Source organism: Variovorax sp. 05L425 (genome assembly GCF_056397705.1).
In genome coordinates, this window is sequence record NZ_JBFTNY010000003.1 from 124,557 (window position 1) to 145,114 (window position 20,558).

Annotated in this window: 17 protein-coding genes; 12 read left to right on the forward strand and 5 right to left on the reverse strand. The window is 63.9% G+C overall.

From position 1 onward, the window contains the following. Positions 1-62: 62 nt before the first annotated feature. The gene (ychF, locus tag AC1DN9_RS04730; protein WP_478097771.1) at positions 63-1,154 is read left to right on the forward strand and encodes a redox-regulated ATPase YchF; all 1,092 of its coding nucleotides are present in this window, start codon (positions 63-65) and stop codon (positions 1,152-1,154) included. Between the two features lie 25 nt (positions 1,155-1,179). Further along, positions 1,180-1,854, forward strand: a complete 675-nt coding sequence (locus tag AC1DN9_RS04735; protein ID WP_478097773.1) for a glutathione S-transferase family protein — start codon at positions 1,180-1,182, stop codon at positions 1,852-1,854. Between the two features lie 36 nt (positions 1,855-1,890). Here AC1DN9_RS04735 and AC1DN9_RS04740 read toward each other — a convergent pair whose 3' ends face one another. Beyond that, positions 1,891-2,361, reverse strand: coding sequence for a YqaA family protein (locus AC1DN9_RS04740; RefSeq protein WP_478097775.1), 471 nt, complete (start codon positions 2,359-2,361; stop codon positions 1,891-1,893). Positions 2,362-2,542: 181 nt separating this feature from the next. On the opposite strand from AC1DN9_RS04740, the gene dusB reads away from it, so the two are divergent. The 3 genes from dusB to purH are packed head-to-tail and all read left to right on the forward strand — an operon-like array spanning position 2,543 to position 5,452. Then, a complete protein-coding gene (dusB, locus tag AC1DN9_RS04745) occupies positions 2,543-3,601 on the forward strand; it encodes a tRNA dihydrouridine synthase DusB (RefSeq protein ID WP_478097777.1) in 1,059 nt (352 codons plus the stop codon). 36 nt (positions 3,602-3,637) lie between these two features. After that, positions 3,638-3,874 (forward strand): Fis family transcriptional regulator, encoded by a 237-nt coding sequence (locus AC1DN9_RS04750; RefSeq protein WP_068683508.1) that lies wholly within the window; start codon positions 3,638-3,640, stop codon positions 3,872-3,874. Between the two features lie 6 nt (positions 3,875-3,880). Beyond that, positions 3,881-5,452, forward strand: coding sequence for a bifunctional phosphoribosylaminoimidazolecarboxamide formyltransferase/IMP cyclohydrolase (gene purH / locus AC1DN9_RS04755; protein WP_478097778.1), 1,572 nt, complete (start codon positions 3,881-3,883; stop codon positions 5,450-5,452). 1 nt (position 5,453) lies between these two features. Here purH and AC1DN9_RS04760 read toward each other — a convergent pair whose 3' ends face one another. The 3 genes from AC1DN9_RS04760 to thiD form a co-directional block, all read right to left on the reverse strand. Beyond that, a complete protein-coding gene (locus tag AC1DN9_RS04760; protein ID WP_478097779.1) occupies positions 5,454-5,921 on the reverse strand; it encodes a hypothetical protein in 468 nt (155 codons plus the stop codon). Positions 5,922-5,927: 6 nt separating this feature from the next. Further along, entirely contained in the window at positions 5,928-7,214 is a 1,287-nt protein-coding gene (hemL, locus tag AC1DN9_RS04765; protein ID WP_478097780.1) for a glutamate-1-semialdehyde 2,1-aminomutase, read from the reverse strand. Between the two features lie 162 nt (positions 7,215-7,376). Continuing rightward, positions 7,377-8,336, reverse strand: a complete 960-nt coding sequence (gene thiD / locus AC1DN9_RS04770; RefSeq protein WP_478097781.1) for a bifunctional hydroxymethylpyrimidine kinase/phosphomethylpyrimidine kinase — start codon at positions 8,334-8,336, stop codon at positions 7,377-7,379. 109 nt (positions 8,337-8,445) lie between these two features. Between thiD and AC1DN9_RS04775 the strand changes: the two genes are divergently transcribed. The 6 genes from AC1DN9_RS04775 (at position 8,446) to AC1DN9_RS04800 (ending at position 18,474) form a co-directional block, all read left to right on the forward strand. Then, positions 8,446-8,616 (forward strand): rubredoxin, encoded by a 171-nt coding sequence (locus tag AC1DN9_RS04775; protein ID WP_088955233.1) that lies wholly within the window; start codon positions 8,446-8,448, stop codon positions 8,614-8,616. A gap of 78 nt (positions 8,617-8,694) precedes the next feature. After that, a complete protein-coding gene (locus AC1DN9_RS04780; protein ID WP_286567888.1) occupies positions 8,695-9,090 on the forward strand; it encodes a response regulator in 396 nt (131 codons plus the stop codon). Further along, complete coding sequence (locus AC1DN9_RS04785) at positions 9,091-9,456, forward strand: response regulator transcription factor (RefSeq protein WP_478097782.1); 366 nt, start codon at positions 9,091-9,093, stop codon at positions 9,454-9,456. Between the two features lie 25 nt (positions 9,457-9,481). Continuing rightward, positions 9,482-10,015 (forward strand): chemotaxis protein CheW, encoded by a 534-nt coding sequence (locus AC1DN9_RS04790; RefSeq protein ID WP_478097783.1) that lies wholly within the window; start codon positions 9,482-9,484, stop codon positions 10,013-10,015. A 40-nt stretch (positions 10,016-10,055) separates the two neighbouring features. Beyond that, positions 10,056-12,386 carry a methyl-accepting chemotaxis protein gene (locus AC1DN9_RS04795; RefSeq protein WP_478097784.1) on the forward strand — a complete coding sequence of 777 codons (2,331 nt, stop codon included), beginning with the start codon at positions 10,056-10,058 and terminating at the stop codon, positions 12,384-12,386. Positions 12,387-12,402: 16 nt separating this feature from the next. Further along, positions 12,403-18,474, forward strand: coding sequence for a hybrid sensor histidine kinase/response regulator (locus tag AC1DN9_RS04800; RefSeq protein ID WP_478097785.1), 6,072 nt, complete (start codon positions 12,403-12,405; stop codon positions 18,472-18,474). On the opposite strand, the gene AC1DN9_RS04805 is transcribed toward AC1DN9_RS04800, so the two are convergent. Continuing rightward, on the reverse strand, positions 18,435-19,949 hold the full coding sequence (locus tag AC1DN9_RS04805; RefSeq protein ID WP_478097786.1) for a cryptochrome/photolyase family protein: 1,515 nt from the start codon (positions 19,947-19,949) through the stop codon (positions 18,435-18,437). The two genes, AC1DN9_RS04800 and AC1DN9_RS04805, sit on opposite strands and share 40 nt — an antisense overlap. Here AC1DN9_RS04805 and AC1DN9_RS04810 point away from each other — a divergent pair. Then, on the forward strand, positions 19,948-20,547 hold the full coding sequence (locus AC1DN9_RS04810; protein WP_478097787.1) for a YqgE/AlgH family protein: 600 nt from the start codon (positions 19,948-19,950) through the stop codon (positions 20,545-20,547). The two genes, AC1DN9_RS04805 and AC1DN9_RS04810, sit on opposite strands and share 2 nt — an antisense overlap. The last annotated feature ends 11 nt before the right edge of the window (positions 20,548-20,558 follow it).

A 20,558-nucleotide genomic window follows, 5' to 3' on the forward strand; every position in this document is an offset into this window, starting at 1 on the left:
CGCCCAAAAAGGCCGGGCGCCTAAAATGCCCGATTCCCCCAAGATTTCTGAAAGCCCCCGCCATGAGTCTCCAGTGCGGCATCGTCGGCTTGCCCAATGTCGGCAAGTCCACCCTCTTCAACGCGTTGACCAAGGCAGGCATCGCGGCTGAAAACTATCCCTTCTGCACGATAGAGCCGAACGTCGGCGTGGTCGAGGTCCCGGACACGCGGCTTGGTCAGCTGGCCGAGATCGTGAAGCCCGAGCGCATCGTGCCGGCCATCGTCGAGTTCGTCGACATTGCAGGCCTCGTGGCCGGCGCAAGCCAGGGCGAAGGCCTCGGCAACCAGTTCCTCGCCCACATCCGCGAAACTGACGCGATCGTGAACGTGGTGCGCTGCTTCGAAGACGACAACGTGATTCATGTGGCCGGCAAGGTCGATCCGATCTCCGACATCGAGGTCATCCAGACCGAACTGTGCCTTGCTGATCTCTCGACGGTCGAGAAGGCCTTGCAGCGCCATACCAAGACGGCGCGCTCGGGCGACAAGGAAGCGATCAAGCTCGTCGCGCTGCTCGAGAAATGCCAGGCCGCATTGAACGAGAACAAGCCGGTTCGTGCCGTCGACTTCAGCAAGGAAGACAAGCCGCTGATCAAGCAGTTCTCGCTGATCACCGCCAAGCCCGCGATGTTTGTCGGCAACGTCGCCGAAGATGGATTCGAGAACAATCCGTTCCTCGATCGCCTGCGCGAATATGCCGCAGCGCAGAACGCGCCCGTCGTCGCCATCTGCGCCAAGATCGAAGCCGAACTGGCGGACATGGACGACGAAGATCGCAAGATGTTCCTCGCCGAGATCGGCCAGGAGGAGCCGGGCCTGAACCGCCTCATCCGCGCCGCCTACACCTTGCTGGGGTTGCAGACCTACTTCACCGCCGGCGTGAAGGAAGTGCGTGCCTGGACCATCCACATCGGCGACACCGGCCCGCAGGCGGCCGGCGTGATCCATACGGATTTCGAGAAAGGCTACATCCGCGCGCAGACGATCTCGTTCAACGACTTCATCGCCTACAAGGGCGAGCAGGGCGCGAAGGATGCCGGCAAGATGCGGGCAGAAGGCAAGGAATACGTCGTCAAGGATGGCGACGTGATGAACTTCCTGTTCAGTTCCTAGGCCTCGGGGCAGCATCAAGCCTTTCATGATCACCGTCCACCACCTCAACAACTCTCGTTCGCAGCGCGTACTCTGGTTGCTCGAAGAGCTGGCGCTTCCTTACGAGATCGTGCATTACCAGCGCGATCCGAACACGATGCTCGCACCGCCTTCGCTGCGTGCGGTGCACCCTTTGGGGAAGTCGCCGGTGGTGACCACGGATGACGGATTGACGCTCGCCGAATCGGGCGCGATCGTTGAGACCTTGATCGAGCGCTATGGCAACGGCAATCTCGCTCCGGCGGCCGGTACGCCTGAAGCCTTGCGCTATCGCTATTGGCTTCACTATGCAGAAGGCTCGGCCATGCCGCCGCTTCTGCTCAAGCTGATGTTCGACACGATCGAGAAATCCAGAATGCCCTTTTTCGCAAAGCCGATCGCAAAGGCCATCGCACAGAAGGCCAAGGCCGGCTTCATCATGCCGAACATCAAGAGCCATCTGGACTTCATGGAAGGCGAGCTCGGCAAGAGCGAATGGTTTGCGGGCAATGCGTTCACCGGTGCCGATATTCAAATGAGCTTTCCGGTGGAGGCCGCTGTTGCGCGCGGCGGACTCGATGCCTCGCGGCCGAAGCTGATGTCGTATCTCGCGCGCATCCATGCGCGGCCGGCCTATCAGCGCGCGCTGGAGCGCGGCGGTCCGTACGGCCTGTTGAGCTGATTGCGGTCGAGCTGATTGCGGTCCGGATCGCGCCTGTCAGCTCGGCCAGATGTAGAGCAGCGCCACGGTCATCGTGATGTAGCGCGCGAACTTGCCGATCGCCATGTAGGCCAGGCATGGCCAGAACGGAAGCTGCAGCCAGCCTGCAACCGCGCAAAGCGGATCGCCGACGATCGGGAGCCAGGCCAGCAGGCACGCCTTGGGCCCGAGGCGCTCCAGCCAGCCGAGCACGCGGACATGGTGCTTCGAATGTGAATACTTGTCGGCGACCTTGTGCGCGCCGTAGCCCATCCACCAGTCGACGGCGCCACCCAAGGTGTTGCCGATTGTCGCGACGAAGATGGCTGACCAGAACAGCTCCGGATTGAGTTTGAGCAGCCCGAACAGCACTGGCTCCGAGCCGATGGGCAGCAGCGTCGCTGAGACGAAAGCGGCAATGAATAGCGTGCTCAGCCCATAGTGAGGAAGCGCCAGGAGCGCCAGGAGCGAGTCGAGCCAGGCTTGCATGTGGGCCGCAGTATAGAAAGCTGCAGGCACTTGGGCGTGTAGGTGCAAGTATGGATGCCAGGTGTTGCAGACATGCCATCTGCATGCAGTCCGAGTGCAAATCGTTTCAGCCGACACACGGCCGCGCCGCTACAATCGTGCCTCATTTTTCAGCAGCCCGGCGCGCGCCACCTTTCTCCCAATGACCTTGCACATCGGCAACATCGCGCTGGAAAACCGCCTGTTCGTCGCGCCCATGGCGGGTGTCACGGACCGGCCGTTCCGCATGCTGTGCCGCGAACTCGGCGCTGGTTATGCGGTGAGCGAGATGGTCACCTCGCGCAAGGAACTCTGGGGCACCCTCAAGACCTCGCGCCGCGCCAATCACGACGGCGAGCCCGGCCCCATCTCGGTGCAGATCGCCGGCACCGACGCCGACATGATGTTCGAGGCCGCGCAATACAACATCGATCGCGGTGCCCAGATCATCGACATCAACATGGGTTGCCCCGCCAAGAAGGTCTGCAACAAGTGGGCCGGATCGGCATTGATGCGTGACGAGCCGTTGGCACTCGAAATCGCCGAAGCGGTCGTGAAGGCTGCCGCGCCGCACAGCGTTCCCGTCACGCTCAAGATGCGCACCGGTTGGAGCGAAGACCATCGCAACGCGGTGGCGTTGGCGCGGCGATTCGAGCAGGCCGGTGTCCAGATGCTCACCGTGCACGGGCGCACGCGCGAGCAGGGCTACAAGGGATATGCGGAGTACGACACGATCGCGGCGGTCAAGGCCACTGTGCGTATTCCGGTCGTTGCCAATGGCGACATCACGTCGCCCGAGAAGGCGCGCGACGTGCTTGCAGCCACCGGCGCCGATGCGGTGATGGTCGGCCGTGCCGCACAAGGCCGGCCGTGGATCTTTCGCGAGATCGCGCACTTCCTGGAAACAGGCACGCACCTGGCGCCGCCGCTGGTGGCGGAAGTCAGGCGTCTGATGCTCGACCATCTTCAACAGCACTACGCCTTATACGGCGACTACAGCGGCGTTCGCACGGCGCGCAAGCACATCGGCTGGTATGTGCGCGCACTTCCGGGCGGCGAGGAATTCCGCGGAGAGATGAACGCCATCGAAGATTGCGACGCGCAGCTGCGCGCGGTGGCCGGATTCTTCGACACGCTGGCGACCCGGATGGACCGCATCCCGGCTGCCGCGCGTGACGCGCTCGAACCATCGGACGAGCAGGCGGCCGACGCGCTGGCGTGAAGCAAAGATAGAACAAGAGGAGAAGAAGAGAAGGCCATGAGCAAGAAACATATTGAAGACTGCGTAAGAAGCAGTCTGGACAGCTATTTCCGCGATCTGAGAGGGACCGAACCCGATGGCATGTACGACATGCTGGTTCGCGTCGTCGAAAAGCCATTGCTCGATGTCGTGATGACACGCGCCGAGGGCAACCAATCCAAGGCCGCGCAATGGCTCGGCCTGAACCGCAACACGCTGCGCAAGAAGCTGGTCGAACACAAACTGCTGAAGTAACTCCTGATGAATGCACTGATTTCCGTTTCCGACAAGACCGGCATCCTCGAATTCGCCCAGGCGCTGCATGCGCTCGGCATCAAGCTGCTGTCGACTGGCGGCACCGCCAAGCTGCTGGCCGACGCCGGTCTTCCGGTGACCGAGGTCGCCGAGCTGACCGGCTTCCCCGAGATGCTCGACGGACGCGTCAAGACCCTGCACCCCAAGGTGCACGGTGGCCTCCTGGCGCGCCGCGACGTGCCGGCGCACATGGCGGCGTTGAAGGAGCACGGGATCGACACCATCGACCTGCTGGTGGTCAATCTCTATCCGTTCGAAGCCACGGTGGCGAAGCCCGGCTGCACGCTGGAAGATGCGATCGAGAACATCGACATCGGTGGCCCGGCGATGGTGCGCAGCGCCGCCAAGAACTGGAAAGACGTGGGCGTTCTGACCGATGCGGCGCAGTATCCGCAGGCGCTGGCTGAGCTCAAAGCCGACGGCAAGCTCAGTGACAAGACCAAGTTCGCGTTTTCCGTCGCGGCCTTCAATCGCATCAGCCAGTACGACGGCGCCATCAGCGACTACCTCTCGCGGATCCAGGAAGACGGCACGCACGCCTTGTTTCCGGCCCAAAGCAACGGCCGCTTCGTCAAGCTGCAGGACCTGCGCTATGGCGAGAATCCTCACCAGCAGGCTGCGTTCTACCGCGACCTGTATCCGGCACCCGGCTCGCTGGTCACGGCCACTCAGTTGCAAGGCAAGGAACTCAGCTACAACAACATCGCCGATGCCGATGCTGCCTGGGAGTGCGTGAAGAGCTTCGACACCCCTGCGTGCGTGATCGTCAAGCATGCCAATCCTTGCGGTGTCGCGACGGGAAAGGATGCGCTGGAGGCTTACAGCAAGGCCTTCAAGACCGATCCGACCTCGGCTTTCGGCGGCATCATCGCCTTCAATCGCCCCCTGGATCGCGCCGCCGCGGAGGCTGTCAGCAAGCAGTTCGTTGAAGTGCTCATGGCGCCCGGCTATGCACCCGAAGCGCTGGAAGTCTTCAAGAGCAAAGTCAATGTGCGCATCCTGCAGATCGCGTTGCCGCCCGGTGGCAAGACCGACTGGGACAACGGCCACAACGCTGTCGACGTCAAGCGCATCGGTTCTGGCCTGTTGATGCAGACGGCTGACAACCGCGAACTGTCGGTCGACGAACTCAAGATCGTGAGCAAGAAGCAGCCCACGCCGCAGCAGATGCAGGACCTCCTGTTCGCATGGAAGGTCGCAAAGTTCGTCAAGAGCAATGCGATCGTGTTCTGTGCCGAAGGCATGACGATGGGCGTCGGGGCGGGGCAGATGAGCCGGCTTGATTCCGCGCGCATCGCGAGCATCAAGGCGCAGCATGCCGGTCTCTCGCTGTCCGGCACGGCAGTCGCCAGCGATGCGTTCTTCCCGTTCCGCGACGGACTCGACGTGGTCGTGGATGCAGGTGCCACGTCGGTGATTCAGCCCGGCGGCTCGATGCGCGACCAGGAAGTGATCGACGCTGCGGACGAGCGCGGCGTCGTGATGGTGCTCTCAGGCGTGCGTCACTTCAGGCACTAGCCTAATCCGCGCCAAAGCGGTACTTGAGCTGAAAGCTGATCCCGCCGTAGAGTCGGTCCTTGATGCTCGGGATGATCGCCACGTTCAGCCCCCAGTTTCGCCCCTCGATCGCGGCGGTGGGAATCACCGCCGCGAACCAGCCGCCGTTGTTGGTCTTGGGATAGCCGTCGAAGCCGCCCACCACGGCGCCGAACTTCACGCCGTGGAATTCGAAGGGAATCACATACAGCCCCGCGTAGTGCGAACGCTCGCGGTCGCTGTTGCGGAAGAGCCCCGCGGTCAATGAATACGTTTCATTGATCGGCCACTCGATCCCGATGCCCGGGTTGGCGTCCTCGAGCCCCTTGTTGCGATCGAAGTGCAGCGTATAGAAGCCGGGATTGATCCAGACTTGGCCGAGGTCGAGTTCGGCGCAGGCCAGCCCGGGCATGAGCAGGCTCGCGCCCGCAATCAGCGAAAGGTACTTCACGACGGCCTAGAGCGTCGCGAAGATCTGACGTGCGGACTCGATCGTCGCCGCGATGTCGTCGTCGCTGTGCGCGGCGCTCACGAAACCTGCCTCGTACAACGCCGGTGCGATGTACACACCGCGATCGAGCAGTCCATGGAACAGGCTGTTGAACCTGGCGCCATCGCTCTTCATGACGGCCGTGTAGTTCTGCGGCAGCGCATCGAGCAGGAAGAAGCCGAACATCCCGCCTTCGCTGTCGGCGCTGAAAGGCACACCTTCGGCGGCTGCCGCGGCCTTCAGACCTCCAACCAGTGCGTGTGTCTTTTGCGACAGCGCGTTGAAGAAACCGGGCTTGGCCACTTCTTTCAAGGTAGCCAGGCCGCAGGCGGTGGCCACGGGGTTGCCCGACAGCGTGCCGGCCTGGTAGACCGGTCCGAGCGGCGCGAGCTGCTCCATGATTGCGCGCGGTCCTCCGAAGGCAGCGAGCGGCATGCCGCCGCCGATCACCTTGCCGAGCACCGTGAGGTCTGGCGTGATGCCCAGCACGCCTTGCGCGCCACGAGGGCCGACGCGGAAGCCGGTCATGACCTCGTCGAAGACCAGCAGCGCGCCATGTTGTGTGCAAAGCTCGCGGCACCGTCGGGCGAAAGCGGCGCTCGCGCGAACGAAGTTCATGTTGCCGGCGATGGCTTCGATCATCAGGCAGGCGATCTCTTTGCCATGCAGCGCGAAGGCCTCCTCGAGCTGCGCGACATTGTTGTATTCGAGGACCAGCGTGTGTTGCACGACTTCGGGTGGCACGCCGGCCGAAGTCGGATTGCCGAAGGTTGCGAGGCCCGAGCCCGCCTTGACCAACAGCGCGTCCGCATGGCCGTGGTAGCAGCCCTCGAACTTGATGATGAATTTGCGGCCGGTGGCGCCGCGCGCGAGACGCAGGGCGCTCATGGCCGCTTCGGTGCCCGAACTGACAAGCCGCACCATTTCCATGGACGGCACCAGCGCGAGGATGGCTTCGGCGAGTTCGATCTCGCGCTCGGTTGGCGCGCCGAACGAGAAGCCTTCCGTGACAGCCCGCTGTACCGCTTCGACCACTGCGGGATGCCCGTGACCCAGAATCATCGGGCCCCAGGAGCCGATGTAGTCGATGTAGCGCTTGTCGGCCGCATCCCAGAAATAAGCACCCTGCGCGCGCTTCACGAAACGCGGCGTGCCGCCGACGGCCCTGAACGCGCGTACGGGCGAATTGACGCCCCCGGGAATGACAGCGCGAGCGCGCTCGAAAAGAATTTCGTTCTGGTCAGTGTGTGGCATCACGCGAGTATCTTTCATGCCGCCCCCGCCCCCGCTCACCGAATCGGGTGGAGCCAGGGAAATTCGCGAAACACCGCGGAACCGGCTTCGCCGGGCCGCTGGTGTTGCCCCCGGCAGGGGGTTGGCGAAGCGACACGCAGTACGCGCAGCCTGGGGGCGAGCTCAATGTCTCGTGTCGTGCGGCGGCAAGGCGAAGTCGGAGGGGGAGGCGGCTTCGCCGTTGTCGTCTTCGTCTTCGGGTTGGGCCCAGAAGAGGCGGTCGGGGAGAACATGACCCATGCCGGGACGGAAGCCCGCATCCAGACAGCGGTCCATGTAGCTCAGTGCCTCGCTCGCAGCCGCGACGAGATCCGTGCCGCTGGCGAGGAGCGCCGCCAGCGCGGCCGAAAGCGTATCGCCCGCCCCGGCGAACACGGCATCGAGTCGCTCGTATTTCTCGCTCGCGAGTATCGATTGCGGCGATGCCAGCACGTTGTCGATGAACTGATCCGGCAGGACCAGCCCCGTGACCAGGGTATATGGAACGCCGAATTCGCCTGCCGCCTTCGCAACATCGCGCGCCGTCGGCGGCCGCTCGCCGCTCCAGTCGGGCAGCAGCCAGCGCCAGAGCGTACTGTGGTTGCCGACAAGCACCGTGGTCTGCGGCAAGACGAGCTCGCGGAATGCATCGAGATAGGCCTCGATCTGGTTGTCTTCCCACCACGACAGGTTGGGCATGTAGGCGACGACGGGAACCTCGGGATAGTCGGTCGCGGTCTCGGCCACAGTGCTCAGGTTCTCGGGAGAGCCGACGAAGCCGACCTTGATCAACTGCACTTCCACGTCTTCCAGAATCGATCGCGCCTGTTCGGCGACGGCTTCTTCGTCGAAGGCGAAGTGATCGAAAATTTCGGCCGTATCGCGCGCGTAGGCTCCGGTCACCACCGGCAGCATGTGAGCGCCGACCGAGGCCATCGCAACCGCGTCCGCACCGAGGCCACCGGCGCCGCTGGGATCGCTGGCGTTGAAAACCAGCACGCAAGGCGGATTCAAATCGCTCTCCTCCGCGTCTTCGTCGTTCGAGGGGTCGGTAAGATCGCTCACTTTGTGATCGTGCTCTGTTGGTAATAGGGAAGTTTTCATACCCAATCAGGGCTCACCAGATGGTGGCATATCTGAGACGCTTGTCACGAGTTTCTCGATACGTTTGGATACGATCGTTGCATTTGACGAACAGGGACTTTAAGCTGCGATGAATACGAAAACCTGGATGTGCCTGATTTGTGGGTGGATCTACGACGAATCGGTTGGAGTACCAGAAGATGGTATTGCGCCCGGTACGGCGTGGGCAGATGTTCCGATGAACTGGACCTGCCCCGAATGTGGGGCCCGCAAGGAAGACTTCGAAATGGTTGAGATCTAGAAGCATGGCATAGGGCCGCGCTTCCTGTGTTCCTGAGGGAGCGCAGCGGTCTTCAAGGTGTCACAGAGGAGCGGCGAAATGAGCGCGAATGGATCTGGTTACAAGGTGCTTGTCATTGACGACAGCAACACCATTCGGCGAAGCGCCGAAATCTTCCTCAAACAGGGCGGCCATGAAGTCCTCCTCGCGGAGGATGGCTTCGATGCCCTTTCCAAGGTCAATGACCACAAGCCCCACCTGATCTTTTGCGACATCCTGATGCCCCGCCTCGACGGGTATCAGACTTGCGCCATCATCAAGCGCAACTCGCACTTTTCCAATGTCCCTGTTGTCATGCTGTCGTCGAAGGACGGCGTGTTCGACAAGGCGCGCGGTCGCATGGTCGGCTCGCAGGACTACCTCACCAAACCCTTCACCAAAGACCAGCTGCTCCACGCCGTGCAGCAGTTCGGCATCGTTCAGGAAGCGCAGTAAATGGCCATTCGCAAAGTGCTCGTCGTCGATGATTCGAAGACCGAGTTGGTATTTCTTTCGGACCTTCTTCAGAAAAATGGCTTCTCGGTGAAGACGGCCGAAAATGCGGACGATGCCATGCGTCGCCTCGAGGAGGAGCAGCCCGATCTCATTCTGATGGACGTCGTGATGCCGGGCCAGAACGGCTTCCAGCTCACGCGCGCGATTGCTCGCCATCCGCAGTACGCATCGGTACCGATCATCATGTGCACCAGCAAGAACCAGGAAACCGATCGCCTCTGGGGCATGCGCCAAGGCGCCCGCGACTACATCGTCAAACCGGTGAATGTGGCCGAGTTGATGGCAAAGATCAGCGCCCTGGCCTGAATTTCGCAAGCCTCTCCGACCATCCATGGCCAACCGCGACGCTCTTCGCGCATTTCAGTCCCGGCTCGCCAGCCGCCTCCAGGCGGCGCGCACGTCGGGTGTTTCCGCATCGTGGCTCGCGGTGGAAGCGGGCGATGCAAATTACCTGTTCCCGCTTGGGCATGCGGGCGAGATTTTTCCGTGGACCTCTCCCGAACCTGTGCCCTATACCGAGCCCTGGTTCCTCGGCGTGGCCAACCTTCGCGGCGGCTTGTTCGGGGTCGTCCAGCTGTCTGCCTTCGTGTCCGGCGCAATGGCTGCGCCGGCGACGAATGAAAGCTCGCGCGCCCAATCCCGGCTCGTCGCGCTCAATGAACTGCTTGAAGTCAACTGTGCATTGCTGATCGATCGGCTCGTCGGCTTGCGTGGTGTCGATGCCTTTGTCGCATCGCAAGTGCCGCAGGCGGATGCGCCGGCCTGGCTGGGTCATTCTTATACCGACGCGGCTGGAGCGCGCTGGCAGGAAATCAACCTGCAAGCGCTTTCCCAGCAACCCCAATTTTTGAGCATCGGCGCCTGAGCGCTGCGCCCTGTACCGAACACAACCTGAAGGAACGACCGTGAGCTCGATCGCCGACAAGTTCAAGAAATTCCTGCCCGTGACCGGCGGCAGTGTCCGCGTGAGCGCTGACAGCGGCGCCACTTTGGCGCTTGATAGCATCGAAACCGTGCAAACGCCGGACGAGAAAACGATGCTGATACACAGAGATGCGGTGCCTGAATCACCGGCGCTCTCGACCGATGTCGACACCACTGCGACACCCGCAGAGGAGCAAGCGCCCCCGGTCGAAACGCCGCCGGAGGCCGCCGCAGGAAGCACCACGCGAACAGTGCGCTCCAAGCGTTCCCAGCGCTCGAATCCCGCGCGGCAGCAGCGGATTCTCGCGCTGGCGTTGGCCGGCGTGGTGTTGTTGCTTCTGCTTGTCGCCGGCTCCGCCATCCTGCGGGCCGAGCGACTCGCGCAACAAGTGGCTGCCACGGGTCAATCGCTCATGCAGTCGCAGCGACTGGCCAAGTCGGTCTCCCAGGCGCTGGTCGGCAACGTGGCTGCGTTCGCGGAAGTGAAGGACAGCTCGGATGACCTGACACGCCGTGTGCAGGGCCTTGCGAACGGCGACGACTCGCTCAAGCTCGAGCGCGCGGGATCTCAGTACGACGTCGAACTCGGCAAGATCACCCCGCTGGTCGAACGCGCCGACAAAAGCGCCAAGGCCGTGCTGGCACAGCAGCAGATCCTGACGCAGGTCGGAAATGCGTTGCGCGACATCAATCGCCAGTCTTCGGACCTGCTCGAAATGGCCGAGACCGTGGCATCGCTCAAGATGCAGCAGAACGCGACCTTGCCGGAAATTTCCGCCGCGGGCCAACTCGTGATGCTGACGCAGCGTATCGGCAAGTCGGCCAACGAGTTCCTGACGGTCGAAGGCGTGAGTCCCGACGCTGTGTTCCTGCTCGGCAAGGACCTGAACTCCTTCCAGGAAATCACCCGCGGCTTGCTCGACGGAAGCTCGCAGCAACGACTGCCCGGTACGCGCGACCAGCAGACACGCCAGCAACTCGAAGGCATCCTGAAGACCTACGAACAGACGCGCACGCAAGCCAGCGCCATTCTGGGCAACCTGCAAGGCCTGGTTGCCGCTCGCGAAGCGCAGGCCGCCATCCTGGCCGACAGCGAACCCCTGCGTACCTCGCTCGGCGATCTGCAGGACAAGCTCTCTGCGCGCACCGGCCTGGGCGCGGGCACCGTCGTCATGCTGTTCGTGCTGTCGCTGGCTGCTCTGGCACTCGCCGGCGCGATCGGTTTCGTGCAGGTTCGTGAAGGCCGCGAGCGTGCCGCTGCCGCCGAGCGCGACCGTCTTGAAGCCGAGCGTGCCAGCGAAGACGCTACCCGTGTCAATGCAGCCAACCAGGCGGCCATCTTGCGCCTGATGAACGAACTGCAGACCGTCGCCGAGGGCGATCTGACGCAGGAAGCCACGGTGACCGAGGACATCACCGGCGCCATCGCCGACTCGGTGAACTACACGGTGGAAGAGCTTCGCTTGCTTGTGGGCAACGTGCAGAACACGGCGACGCGCGTGGCGCAGACGACCTCCCAGGTTGAAAGCACTTCGACTGAACTGCTTGCCGCCTCGACCGAACAGCTGCGCGAGATTCGCGAAACCGGCCAATCGGTGCTCACCATGGCCGAGCGAATCAACGGGGTGTCTTCGCAAGCACAGGAATCCGCCACGGTGGCACGCCAATCGCTGCAAGCCGCTTCGTCGGGTCTGCAGGCCGTGCAGAACGCAATCGGCGGCATGAACTCGATCCGCGACCAGATCCAGGAAACCTCGAAGCGGATCAAGCGCCTCGGCGAATCGTCGCAGGAGATCGGCGAAATCACCGAGCTGATCTCGGACATTACCGAGCAGACGAACGTACTGGCGCTCAACGCAGCCATCCAGGCCGCATCCGCCGGCGAGGCCGGCCGCGGCTTCTCGGTGGTTGCCGAAGAAGTGCAGCGACTGGCTGAACGCTCCGCGGACGCCACACGCCAGATCTCGGCGCTGGTGAAGGCAATTCAGACGGACACGCAGGATGCCGTCGGCGCCATGGAGCGCTCAACGCAGGGTGTGGTCGAGGGGGCCAAGCTGTCCGACAACGCGGGTACTGCGCTGTCCGAGATCGACCGCGTGTCACGCCGACTCGCGGAGCTGATCGAGCAGATTTCGCAATCCGCCTCGCGCGAAGCGGATTCCGCCAACGTCGTCGCGGCCAACATCCAGCACATCTTTGCCGTGACCGAACAGACCGGCGAGGGCACCCGCACCACTGCGCAGCAGGTCCGCGAGCTTTCGCACATGGCTGAGGAATTGCGTCAGTCCGTGTCTCGTTTCAAGATTTCCTGAACGCCGAGCCCCCAACGTGTCGATTCAAAGCCCTGCAACCGCCCATACCGCCGGTAACGCACCGGCGACGGAAGATCTTGGGCCGTTGGCCTGGGTTCTCGGAGAAATCCAGAAATCGCTCGATGGTGTGGGCAAGTCCCTGCGGCGTTTCGCCCGAGACGCCGCGGCCGCTGCGCCTGGAAGCGAAATCGACACGATGCCGGTGCGGCTGGCACGACAGCAGTTGCATCAGGCCGTCGGTGCGTTGCAGATGGTGGGTCACACCGCGCCTGCGCTCGTGCTGGGAGCGATGGAGTTCGCAGTCCAGAGCTTCGTGACCGAGCCGCTGCGCTGCAACGATGCAGCCGTGGTCAAGATTGATCGGGCAGGCTTTGCCGTCGCGGACTTCCTGAACGCTGTGATCGCGGGCAAGGTTGTCTCGTCGGTCGCGCTTTTCCCGCAGTACCGCGAGGTTCTTGAACTGGTTGGCAACGAGCGCGTCCATCCGGCCGACCTCTGGAGCATGACCTGGCGCTGGGTCGAGATCAAGCCGGCGCCGACCCAGACCGCGCTGGTGTATGACCCCGCTGTGCGGTCGAAACTCGACCGCGAAGTGTTGCAGGTGGTCAAGAGCGGTGACGATCACGCGGCACGCCGTCTCCAGGCGCTGTGCCTGGGACTCGGGCGAGGCGCTTCGGTGCCGAGGGTCGCCAGCTTCTGGACGCTTGCGGCCGGCTTCTTCGAGGCGCTGGCACTGGCGCTCGTTCCGGCCGACAGCCACGTGAAGCGCGCAGCGTCGCGCGTGCTGCTGCAATACGCCACGCTGGCCCGCGGTGACAACACCGTGTCGGACCGCCTGGGCCAGGACCTGTTGTTCTTCTGCGCGCAGGCCGTCCCCGGGCCGAAGGATGAAGCCGCGACGCTGCGTGCCGTTCGCGCTGCCTGGGGTGTCACCAACGAACAGACGGTCGACTACACGATCGAGCAATTCGGCCGCTTCGACCCACTGATGCTCGCGCAGGCACGCAAGCGCATCGAAGCCGCAAAGGAAATGTGGTCGGCGTTGTCGGGCGGCGACGTGACTCGCACACGACAGGTGGCCGATACCTTCGCGCAGCTCGGCGAATCGCTGCAGAAGCTGCATCCGCCAAGCATGCCGATGGTGCAGGCGTTGAACAACGCCGTCGAGGCATCGTTGCGCAGCAGCCAGGCACCTGGGACCGAACTGGCGATGGAAGTCGCGACGTCTGTCCTGTACCTTGAGGCGGCGTTCGAGGATCTCGACCCGCAGGATCGGCAGTTGACGGCCCGTACCGTGCAGCTCGCCGGGCGGATCGAACGCGCGCGTGATGGCGGCCGTTCGGAGCCGCTCGAGCCATGGATGGAGGAGCTGTACCGCCGCGTGAGCGACCGCCAGACCATGGGCACGGTCGTCAGCGAATTGCGCAGCCACCTGAGCGAACTCGAAAAATCGCTCGACCAGTTTTTCCGCCGGCCCACCGAAAAGGGCCTGCTTCGCACCGTTCCGACGCAACTCCTGCAGATGCGCGGTGTGTTCTCCGTTCTCGGCCTCGACCAAGCTGCCCAGACGGTGCAGCGCATGCGTGAGAACGTCGACCAGCTCCTGATCGAAGAGTCGCCGGTCGACGAGATCCGTGCCTTCGATTCGCTCGGCAACAACCTGGGCGCGCTGGGCTTCCTGATCGACATGCTCAGCTACCAGCCCGCGCTGGCCAAGCGGCTGTTCGTGTTCGACACGGAAATCGGCGAACTCAAGCCGCTCATGGGGCGGCAGGGCAGCGAGGCATCGCCCGCGGCAGCGGCACCGGTGTCGTTCGCGTCGGCATCCGGCACTGTTGCTCCGACCGAGCCGGTTCTGAGTGTCGAAGAAGTCGATGCGCAGATCGCAGCCAAGCTGGCCGCGCTCGCTTCACCGGGTACGCGCAAGCCGCCGCCGTCGCCGATCGAGGAGTTCAGCCAGGCGACTACCAGCTGGACCGCGAAAATCACCGGTCCCGCGCCGCTCGAGGGCCTGCCCGATACCGAGGTGACGGAGCTCGAGGAAGACGACCTCCAGAACATCTTCCTCGACGAAGCGCGCGAGGTGCTTCACAACGGGCTGGCTGCGGTGTCAGCGCTCGGCGCTCGTCCTGACGACGAAGGCGAACTGACCGTCCTGCGACGCGCGTTCCATACCCTCAAGGGCAGCTCGCGCATGGTCGGGCTCATGGACTTCGGCGAAGCCGCGTGGTCGCTGGAGCAGGTGCTGAATACCTGGCTGGCCGACGAGCGTCCCGCAACGCCTGAATTGCTTGAAGGCACTCGCACGTCGCTGCGCGATTTCGCGAAATGGGTCGAGGCCATCGCCGCGGGCGAAGCTCACGACTGGCGCTCGGCGCCCTTCATCGCCGTGGCGGAATCACTGCGTACCGGCGAGCCGATCGCCCCGCCGGCTCGTGTCGCTGACGCTGACGCGCTGGTCGCAGCCGCGCGTCACATCGCCGCGGAATCTCTGGTCGCTCCAGCGGCGCCTGCCGAACTGCTGCCGCTGCCCGAGATGCCGGATCTCCCGGACCTCAGCCTGGATTTCGGCACACCCGAAGCCCTTGCCCCCGAGGAAATTGGCGAACCGTTGTCCGTCGAGCCGCGTGCCGAGATCACTGAACCGTCGCGTCGTCATGAATTCGACCTGCCGGTTGAAGAGCCGCAATCCGACAACGGCTTCGCTTCCACCGACTTTCTCGACTTCGACGCGAAGCCCGAGCCGCCACCGGAAGAAGTGGCGTCTCTGGGAGATACCGAAGACGCCGATTTCCTTGAGACCGTGCACACCTCGCTGGAGCCTTCGCGTCCTGCGGTGGTGCAAGGGCCGATTCCAGAGCCCCAACCGGAGCCCGAATTTGAACCGGAATGGTTGCGTGAGCCAGCGGCGGTGCAAGAGCCGGCGTTTGAACCCGAGGTGGAAACCGCCGTTCCCGAATCAGCACCTGAACTCGCTTTCGAACTGACGCTGGAGCCGGAGGCCGAGGCCGAGCCTGAACCGGTGGCAGAGCCGACCGTCGAATCCGCGCCTGCGATCGTCGAAATGGCGGACTTGGATGCGGAATCGCCCGCCGAAGCCCCGATGGCCGCCGTCGAGGATGTCGAAGATACCCCCGTGGTTGCTGCGGCACCGGCCGAAGTCGCCCCCGAGGCCCCCGCCGCACCGAGCGCCGAGGAGCAGGTGAAGGTGATCGGGCCGTTGCGTATCGGCATCCAGCTCTACAACGTCTATCTGAACGAAGCCGACGAGTGGTCGCGCCAACTGGCAACCGAAGTCGGCGAATGGGCGCTTGAATCCCATCAACGTGTCTCCGACTCGACGATCGGCCTTGCGCATTCGCTGGCGGGAAGTTCTGCCACGGTCGGATTCCACAGCTTGTCGGGCATGGCGCGCTCGTTCGAGGCGGCACTGCAGCATCTGCAGATGCAAGGCCGGGGAACGCCGGCGCAGGGTACGACCCTGGTGGCTGCTGCCGAGGAACTTCGGCGCCTGCTTCATCAGTTCGCGGCAGGCTTTCTCAAGGACCCGACCGAAGAGACGCTGCAGGCGTTGCGCGATGTCGCCGCCTCGCAGTTGGCCGCCGAGCCGGTCGAAGCCAAGGTTGTGCCGCTGCATATCGTGCGCGAGGCGGCAGCAGACGTGGCGCTCGATGAATCCGACGATGGACTCGATGTCGCTGACGCGGTTGACGTGGACCTGTTCCCGATCTTCGAGGAAGAGGCCGCCGAATTGCTGCCTCAACTGGGCGGCGCGCTGCGCGAATGGTCTCAGCATCCGGACGACACCGCATCGCGGTCCTCGGCGCTGCGCACGCTGCATACGCTCAAGGGGAGCGCGCGTCTGGCCGGTGCAATGCGACTGGGTGAGCGTGCTCACCGGATGGAGTCCGACATCGAGGTGATCGGCTCGGAGGGAGCCGACCACCGGGCGATCGAAGAACTGTTGACCCGCTTCGACGCCTTGCAGGCAACTTTCGATGCCTTGCGCGAGGCGGACGACGCGATCCAGGCGGAACTGATCAAGCGTGCCGTTGTAGCGACGCCAGAAGAGAAGGTCGTCGAGCCGGCCGCCGAAGCCGAGCCGAATGTCACCGAGACGGCGGCGGACGTTCCTGCGGTGGCCGTGCCGGCGGAGCGCCCTGCTGTTGCAATACCCGCCCCGTCCGCCCTTGTGCCATCGCGCGCGGTGTCGAGCCAGGCGGTGCGCATCCGCACCCATCTGCTTGACCGCCTGGTTGCCCAGGCCGGCGAAGTCATCATCACGCGATCGCGGCTCGAAGCCGAACTGGGTCAATTGCGCAGTTCGCTGAGCGACCTGACCGGCAACCTCGACCGCCTGCGCCAGCAGTTGCGCGACATCGAGGTTCAGGCGGAAAGCCAGATGCAGTCGCGCCTGGCCCAAGCCAAGGACTCCCAGCAGGGCTTCGATCCGCTCGAGTTCGACCGATTCACGCGCGTGCAGGAACTGACCCGCATGATGGCCGAGTCGGTCAACGACGTGGCGACGGTGCAGCGCACGCTCCAGAAGACGGTGCAAGCGACCGAGGATGACCTGAGCGCACAGGCGCGCCAGACGCGTGAACTCCAGCGCGGCTTGCTGCGCACGCGCATGGTGGAGTTCGAGGGTATTTCGGAGCGTCTGTACCGCGTGGTGCGCCAAGCTTCGAAGGACACCGGCAAGCAGGTCCGCCTGGACATCACCGGCGGCTCGATCGAAATGGATCGCGGCGTTCTCGACCGCATGACGCCCGCGTTCGAGCACCTCCTGCGCAATTGCGTGGCGCATGGCATCGAGGATGCAGCGCTTCGCGAAAAGGCTGGCAAGGATGCGAGCGGCCTGATCAACATCGAACTGCACCATGAAGGCAACGACGTCTCGGTAAGCTTCCAGGACGACGGCGCCGGACTCAACTATGAGGGCATCGCAGCTCGGGCCCGCGCGTTGGGTCTCGTCGCCGAGGGCCAGCAGCTCAGCCCCGACGAGGCTGCCGAGTTGATCTTCCAGCCTGGCTTCTCCACGGCGGCGCAGGTGTCGGAGCTGGCGGGACGCGGTATCGGCATGGACGTCGTGCGTGCGCAGGTCGCGGCACTCGGCGGCCGGATCGAAACCCATAGCAAGGCGGGCGAGGGCACCACGTTCAAGCTGGTGCTGCCGCTGACGACCGCGGTGACGCACGTGGTCATGATGCGCGCGGGGTCCGTCACGATCGGCGTGCCTTCCAACTTGGTCGAATTGGTATTGCGTGCGACCGCTGCCGATCTCGAAAAGGCGTACCTGGACCAGCGCTACGCCTTCGGTGGCGAGCAGGTGCCCTTCTATTGGGCCGGGGCATTGTTGCAGTCTTCGGCCGGCAGTGAACGCGCGCCGGCCAAGGCCAACACCATGGTCATCGCGCGAAGCGCGGCGCAGCGTGTTGCGCTCCACGTGGACGAAGTGCTGGGCAACCAGGAAGTCGTCGTCAAGAATCTCGGGCCTCAACTCTCCCGGCTGCCGGGTATGGCTGCCATTTCGGTGCTGGCTTCCGGCGCCGTTGCGTTGATCTACAACCCGGTTGCGCTGGCCGCGGTGCACGGCGAAAGAGCGCGCGCGTTACAAGCCAGCGCCGGCCGTCACACGGCGTCGAAGGATGCGCACGGCGCTGGACCCGCCACGACCGCACCGAAGGCCGCGTCGCAGGTCCCCTTGGTGCTGGTGGTGGACGACTCCATCACCGTGCGGCGCGTCACGCAGCGTCTGCTGCAGCGCGAAGGCTATCGCGTGGCGCTCGCGGCCGATGGCCTGCAGGCGCTCGAGCGGCTGCAACAGGAACGGCCGGCCGTCGTGTTGTCGGATATCGAGATGCCGCGCATGGACGGCTTCGACCTGGCGCGCAACATCCGCGCGGATGAGTCGCTGGCCGATCTGCCGATCATCATGATCACCTCGCGCATCGCCGAAAAGCACCACGATCACGCACGCGCGCTGGGCGTCAACCACTACCTCGGCAAGCCGTATTCGGAAGAAGAGCTGTTGCGCCTGGTGCGCAGCTACACAGGCGTTGATTTGCCCGTCGCGCTCGCGGCCTGAACGACCGCGTAACGCTGCAGCGTCCGCTCGCGTGCCTCGGCGTGATCGACGATCGGTTTCGGGTAGTTGACGCCGAGCTTGACCGCCGCCGCCTCCAGCTCCAACGGCTTTGCCGCCCAGGGCGCGTGGATCGCGGCATTGGGAAGCTTCGCGAGCTGCGGCAGGTATCGGCGGATGAACTTTCCCTCGGGATCGAAGCGCTCGCTCTGCGTGACAGGGTTGAAGATTCTGAAATAGGGTTGCGCATCGCAGCCGCTGGAACTCGCCCATTGCCAGCCGCCGTTGTTCGACGAGAGTTCGAAGTCGTTGAGATGCAGCGCGAAGTAGCGCTCGCCGCGTCGCCAGTCGATCCCCAGGTCCTTGCACAAAAAGCTCGCGACGACCATGCGCAGTCGGTTGTGCATGTAGCCGGTCTGGTTGATCTGCGCCATTGCGGCGTCGATCAGCGGGTAGCCGGTTTGCCCCTTGCACCAGGCGTCGAAGAGCGCATCGGCGTTTTTGCCGTGGTTCCACTGGATCTTGTCGTATTCGGCCCTGAAGCTGCGTGATTCGTCGCCGTTCGTCACATGCGGGTAGTGCACCAGGATCTGGAAATAGAAATCGCGCCAGATCAGCTCGCTGAGCCAGGTCGCGGCACCTTCGTCGCCCTGCAGCGAAAGCTGGTGCGCAACGCCGGCAAGCTGGCGGATCGACACCGTGCCGAAGCGCAAGTGCACGCCGAGGTAACTCGGTCCGCGCACGGCAGGGAAGTCGCGCGCCGTGTGATAGCGATCGATGCGCTGGAAGAAATCGTCGAACAGCGCGGCGCCGCCCTGGCTGCCGGTGGGAATGTCGAGGTCGCCGAGGTTGCTTTTCTCGAAGCCAAGATCCGCGAGCGTCGGCACGGGCGCGCGAAACTTCTCGGGCGCTGGGGCCAGTGATTCCGCATAGCTGCGAACAGGGTAGGGTTTCAGGTAGAAAGCGTCGAGCTTGCCAAGCCATGCGCGCTTGTAGGGCGTGAAGACCGTGAACGGCTGTCCGGCCTGCGTCAACACCTCGTCGCGGTCGAAGACGGCGTGGTCCTTGTAGGCATGGAAGGCGATTCCCGCGTTTGCCAGCGAGCCGAGCACCTTGGCGTCGCGTGCCAACGCGCCGGGCTCGTCGTCGCGGTTCGCAAACACGGCCTGCACTTCGAGCGCGCGCGCCAAATTCGCGATCTCGTCCTCGGCTTTCGCATGGCGAACGATCAGCGATCCGCCGAGGGCGCGAAGTTCGGCGTCGAGTTCAACCAGCGATTCGCGAATGAATTCGACGCGTCGGTCCACGCGCGGCAGCGGGTCGAGGATGGCGCGGTCGAAGACGAACACGCAAATGACCTGCCGGCAGGCTCGCAGCGCCTGATAGAGCGCGGCGTTGTCATCCACGCGCAGGTCGCGGCGAAACCACATCAACCCCTTCGGATAGATCTTGTCGACGGCCAGTAAAATCGGCGGCATGGCCTCCGATTCTGCCCCGATGAACCTTACGCATCATTTCCTGATTGCGATGCCGGGTCTGGAAGACAAGGCCTTCAGCCGCAGCGTGGTCTATCTCTGCGAGCACAGCGAGCGCGGCGCGCTCGGTCTGGTGATCAACAAGCCCAGCGACATCAATCTCGGCGTGCTGTTCGAAAAGATCGAACTGCATCTCTCCAGCCCTGAACTCGGCAATGCGCCGGTCTTCCAGGGTGGCCCGGTGCAGACCGAGCGCGGCTTCGTTCTCCACGAACCCGTTTTTGCCGATGCGGACAAGCCGAACGAGTCCGTCTACGCATCGACCATGACCATTCCCGGCGGCCTGGAGATGACGACATCCAAGGACGTCCTGGAGGCGCTTGCCACCGGTGCCGGCCCGCGCAAGGTGCTGGTTTCGCTGGGTTACGCCGCCTGGGGCGAGGGCCAGCTCGAATCGGAACTGGCCGAGAACAGCTGGCTGACGGTCGGGGCCGACCCGGCGGTGATCTTCGACACGCCGGTCGAGCAGCGCTACGACAAGGCCCTGTCGCTGCTGGGCCTACAGGCGTGGACCCTGTCGCCTGACGCGGGGCATGCATGAGCGTTTCGGCG

Excerpts from the sequence above, each read along its gene's own strand:
- ychF (WP_478097771.1), top strand. The coding sequence starts at position 63 with ATGAGTCTCCAGTGCGGCATCGTCGGCTTGCCCAATGTCGGCAAGTCC.
- AC1DN9_RS04735 (WP_478097773.1), top strand. The coding sequence starts at position 1,180 with ATGATCACCGTCCACCACCTCAACAACTCTCGTTCGCAGCGCGTACTC.
- AC1DN9_RS04740 (WP_478097775.1), bottom strand. The coding sequence starts at position 2,361 with ATGCAAGCCTGGCTCGACTCGCTCCTGGCGCTCCTGGCGCTTCCTCAC.
- dusB (WP_478097777.1), top strand. The coding sequence starts at position 2,543 with ATGACCTTGCACATCGGCAACATCGCGCTGGAAAACCGCCTGTTCGTC.
- AC1DN9_RS04750 (WP_068683508.1), top strand. The coding sequence starts at position 3,638 with ATGAGCAAGAAACATATTGAAGACTGCGTAAGAAGCAGTCTGGACAGC.
- purH (WP_478097778.1), top strand. The coding sequence starts at position 3,881 with ATGAATGCACTGATTTCCGTTTCCGACAAGACCGGCATCCTCGAATTC.
- hemL (WP_478097780.1), bottom strand. The coding sequence starts at position 7,214 with ATGCCACACACTGACCAGAACGAAATTCTTTTCGAGCGCGCTCGCGCT.
- thiD (WP_478097781.1), bottom strand. The coding sequence starts at position 8,336 with ATGAAAACTTCCCTATTACCAACAGAGCACGATCACAAAGTGAGCGAT.
- AC1DN9_RS04775 (WP_088955233.1), top strand. The coding sequence starts at position 8,446 with ATGAATACGAAAACCTGGATGTGCCTGATTTGTGGGTGGATCTACGAC.
- AC1DN9_RS04780 (WP_286567888.1), top strand. The coding sequence starts at position 8,695 with ATGAGCGCGAATGGATCTGGTTACAAGGTGCTTGTCATTGACGACAGC.
- AC1DN9_RS04785 (WP_478097782.1), top strand. The coding sequence starts at position 9,091 with ATGGCCATTCGCAAAGTGCTCGTCGTCGATGATTCGAAGACCGAGTTG.
- AC1DN9_RS04790 (WP_478097783.1), top strand. The coding sequence starts at position 9,482 with ATGGCCAACCGCGACGCTCTTCGCGCATTTCAGTCCCGGCTCGCCAGC.
- AC1DN9_RS04810 (WP_478097787.1), top strand. The coding sequence starts at position 19,948 with ATGGCCTCCGATTCTGCCCCGATGAACCTTACGCATCATTTCCTGATT.
- AC1DN9_RS04805 (WP_478097786.1), bottom strand. The coding sequence starts at position 19,949 with ATGCCGCCGATTTTACTGGCCGTCGACAAGATCTATCCGAAGGGGTTG.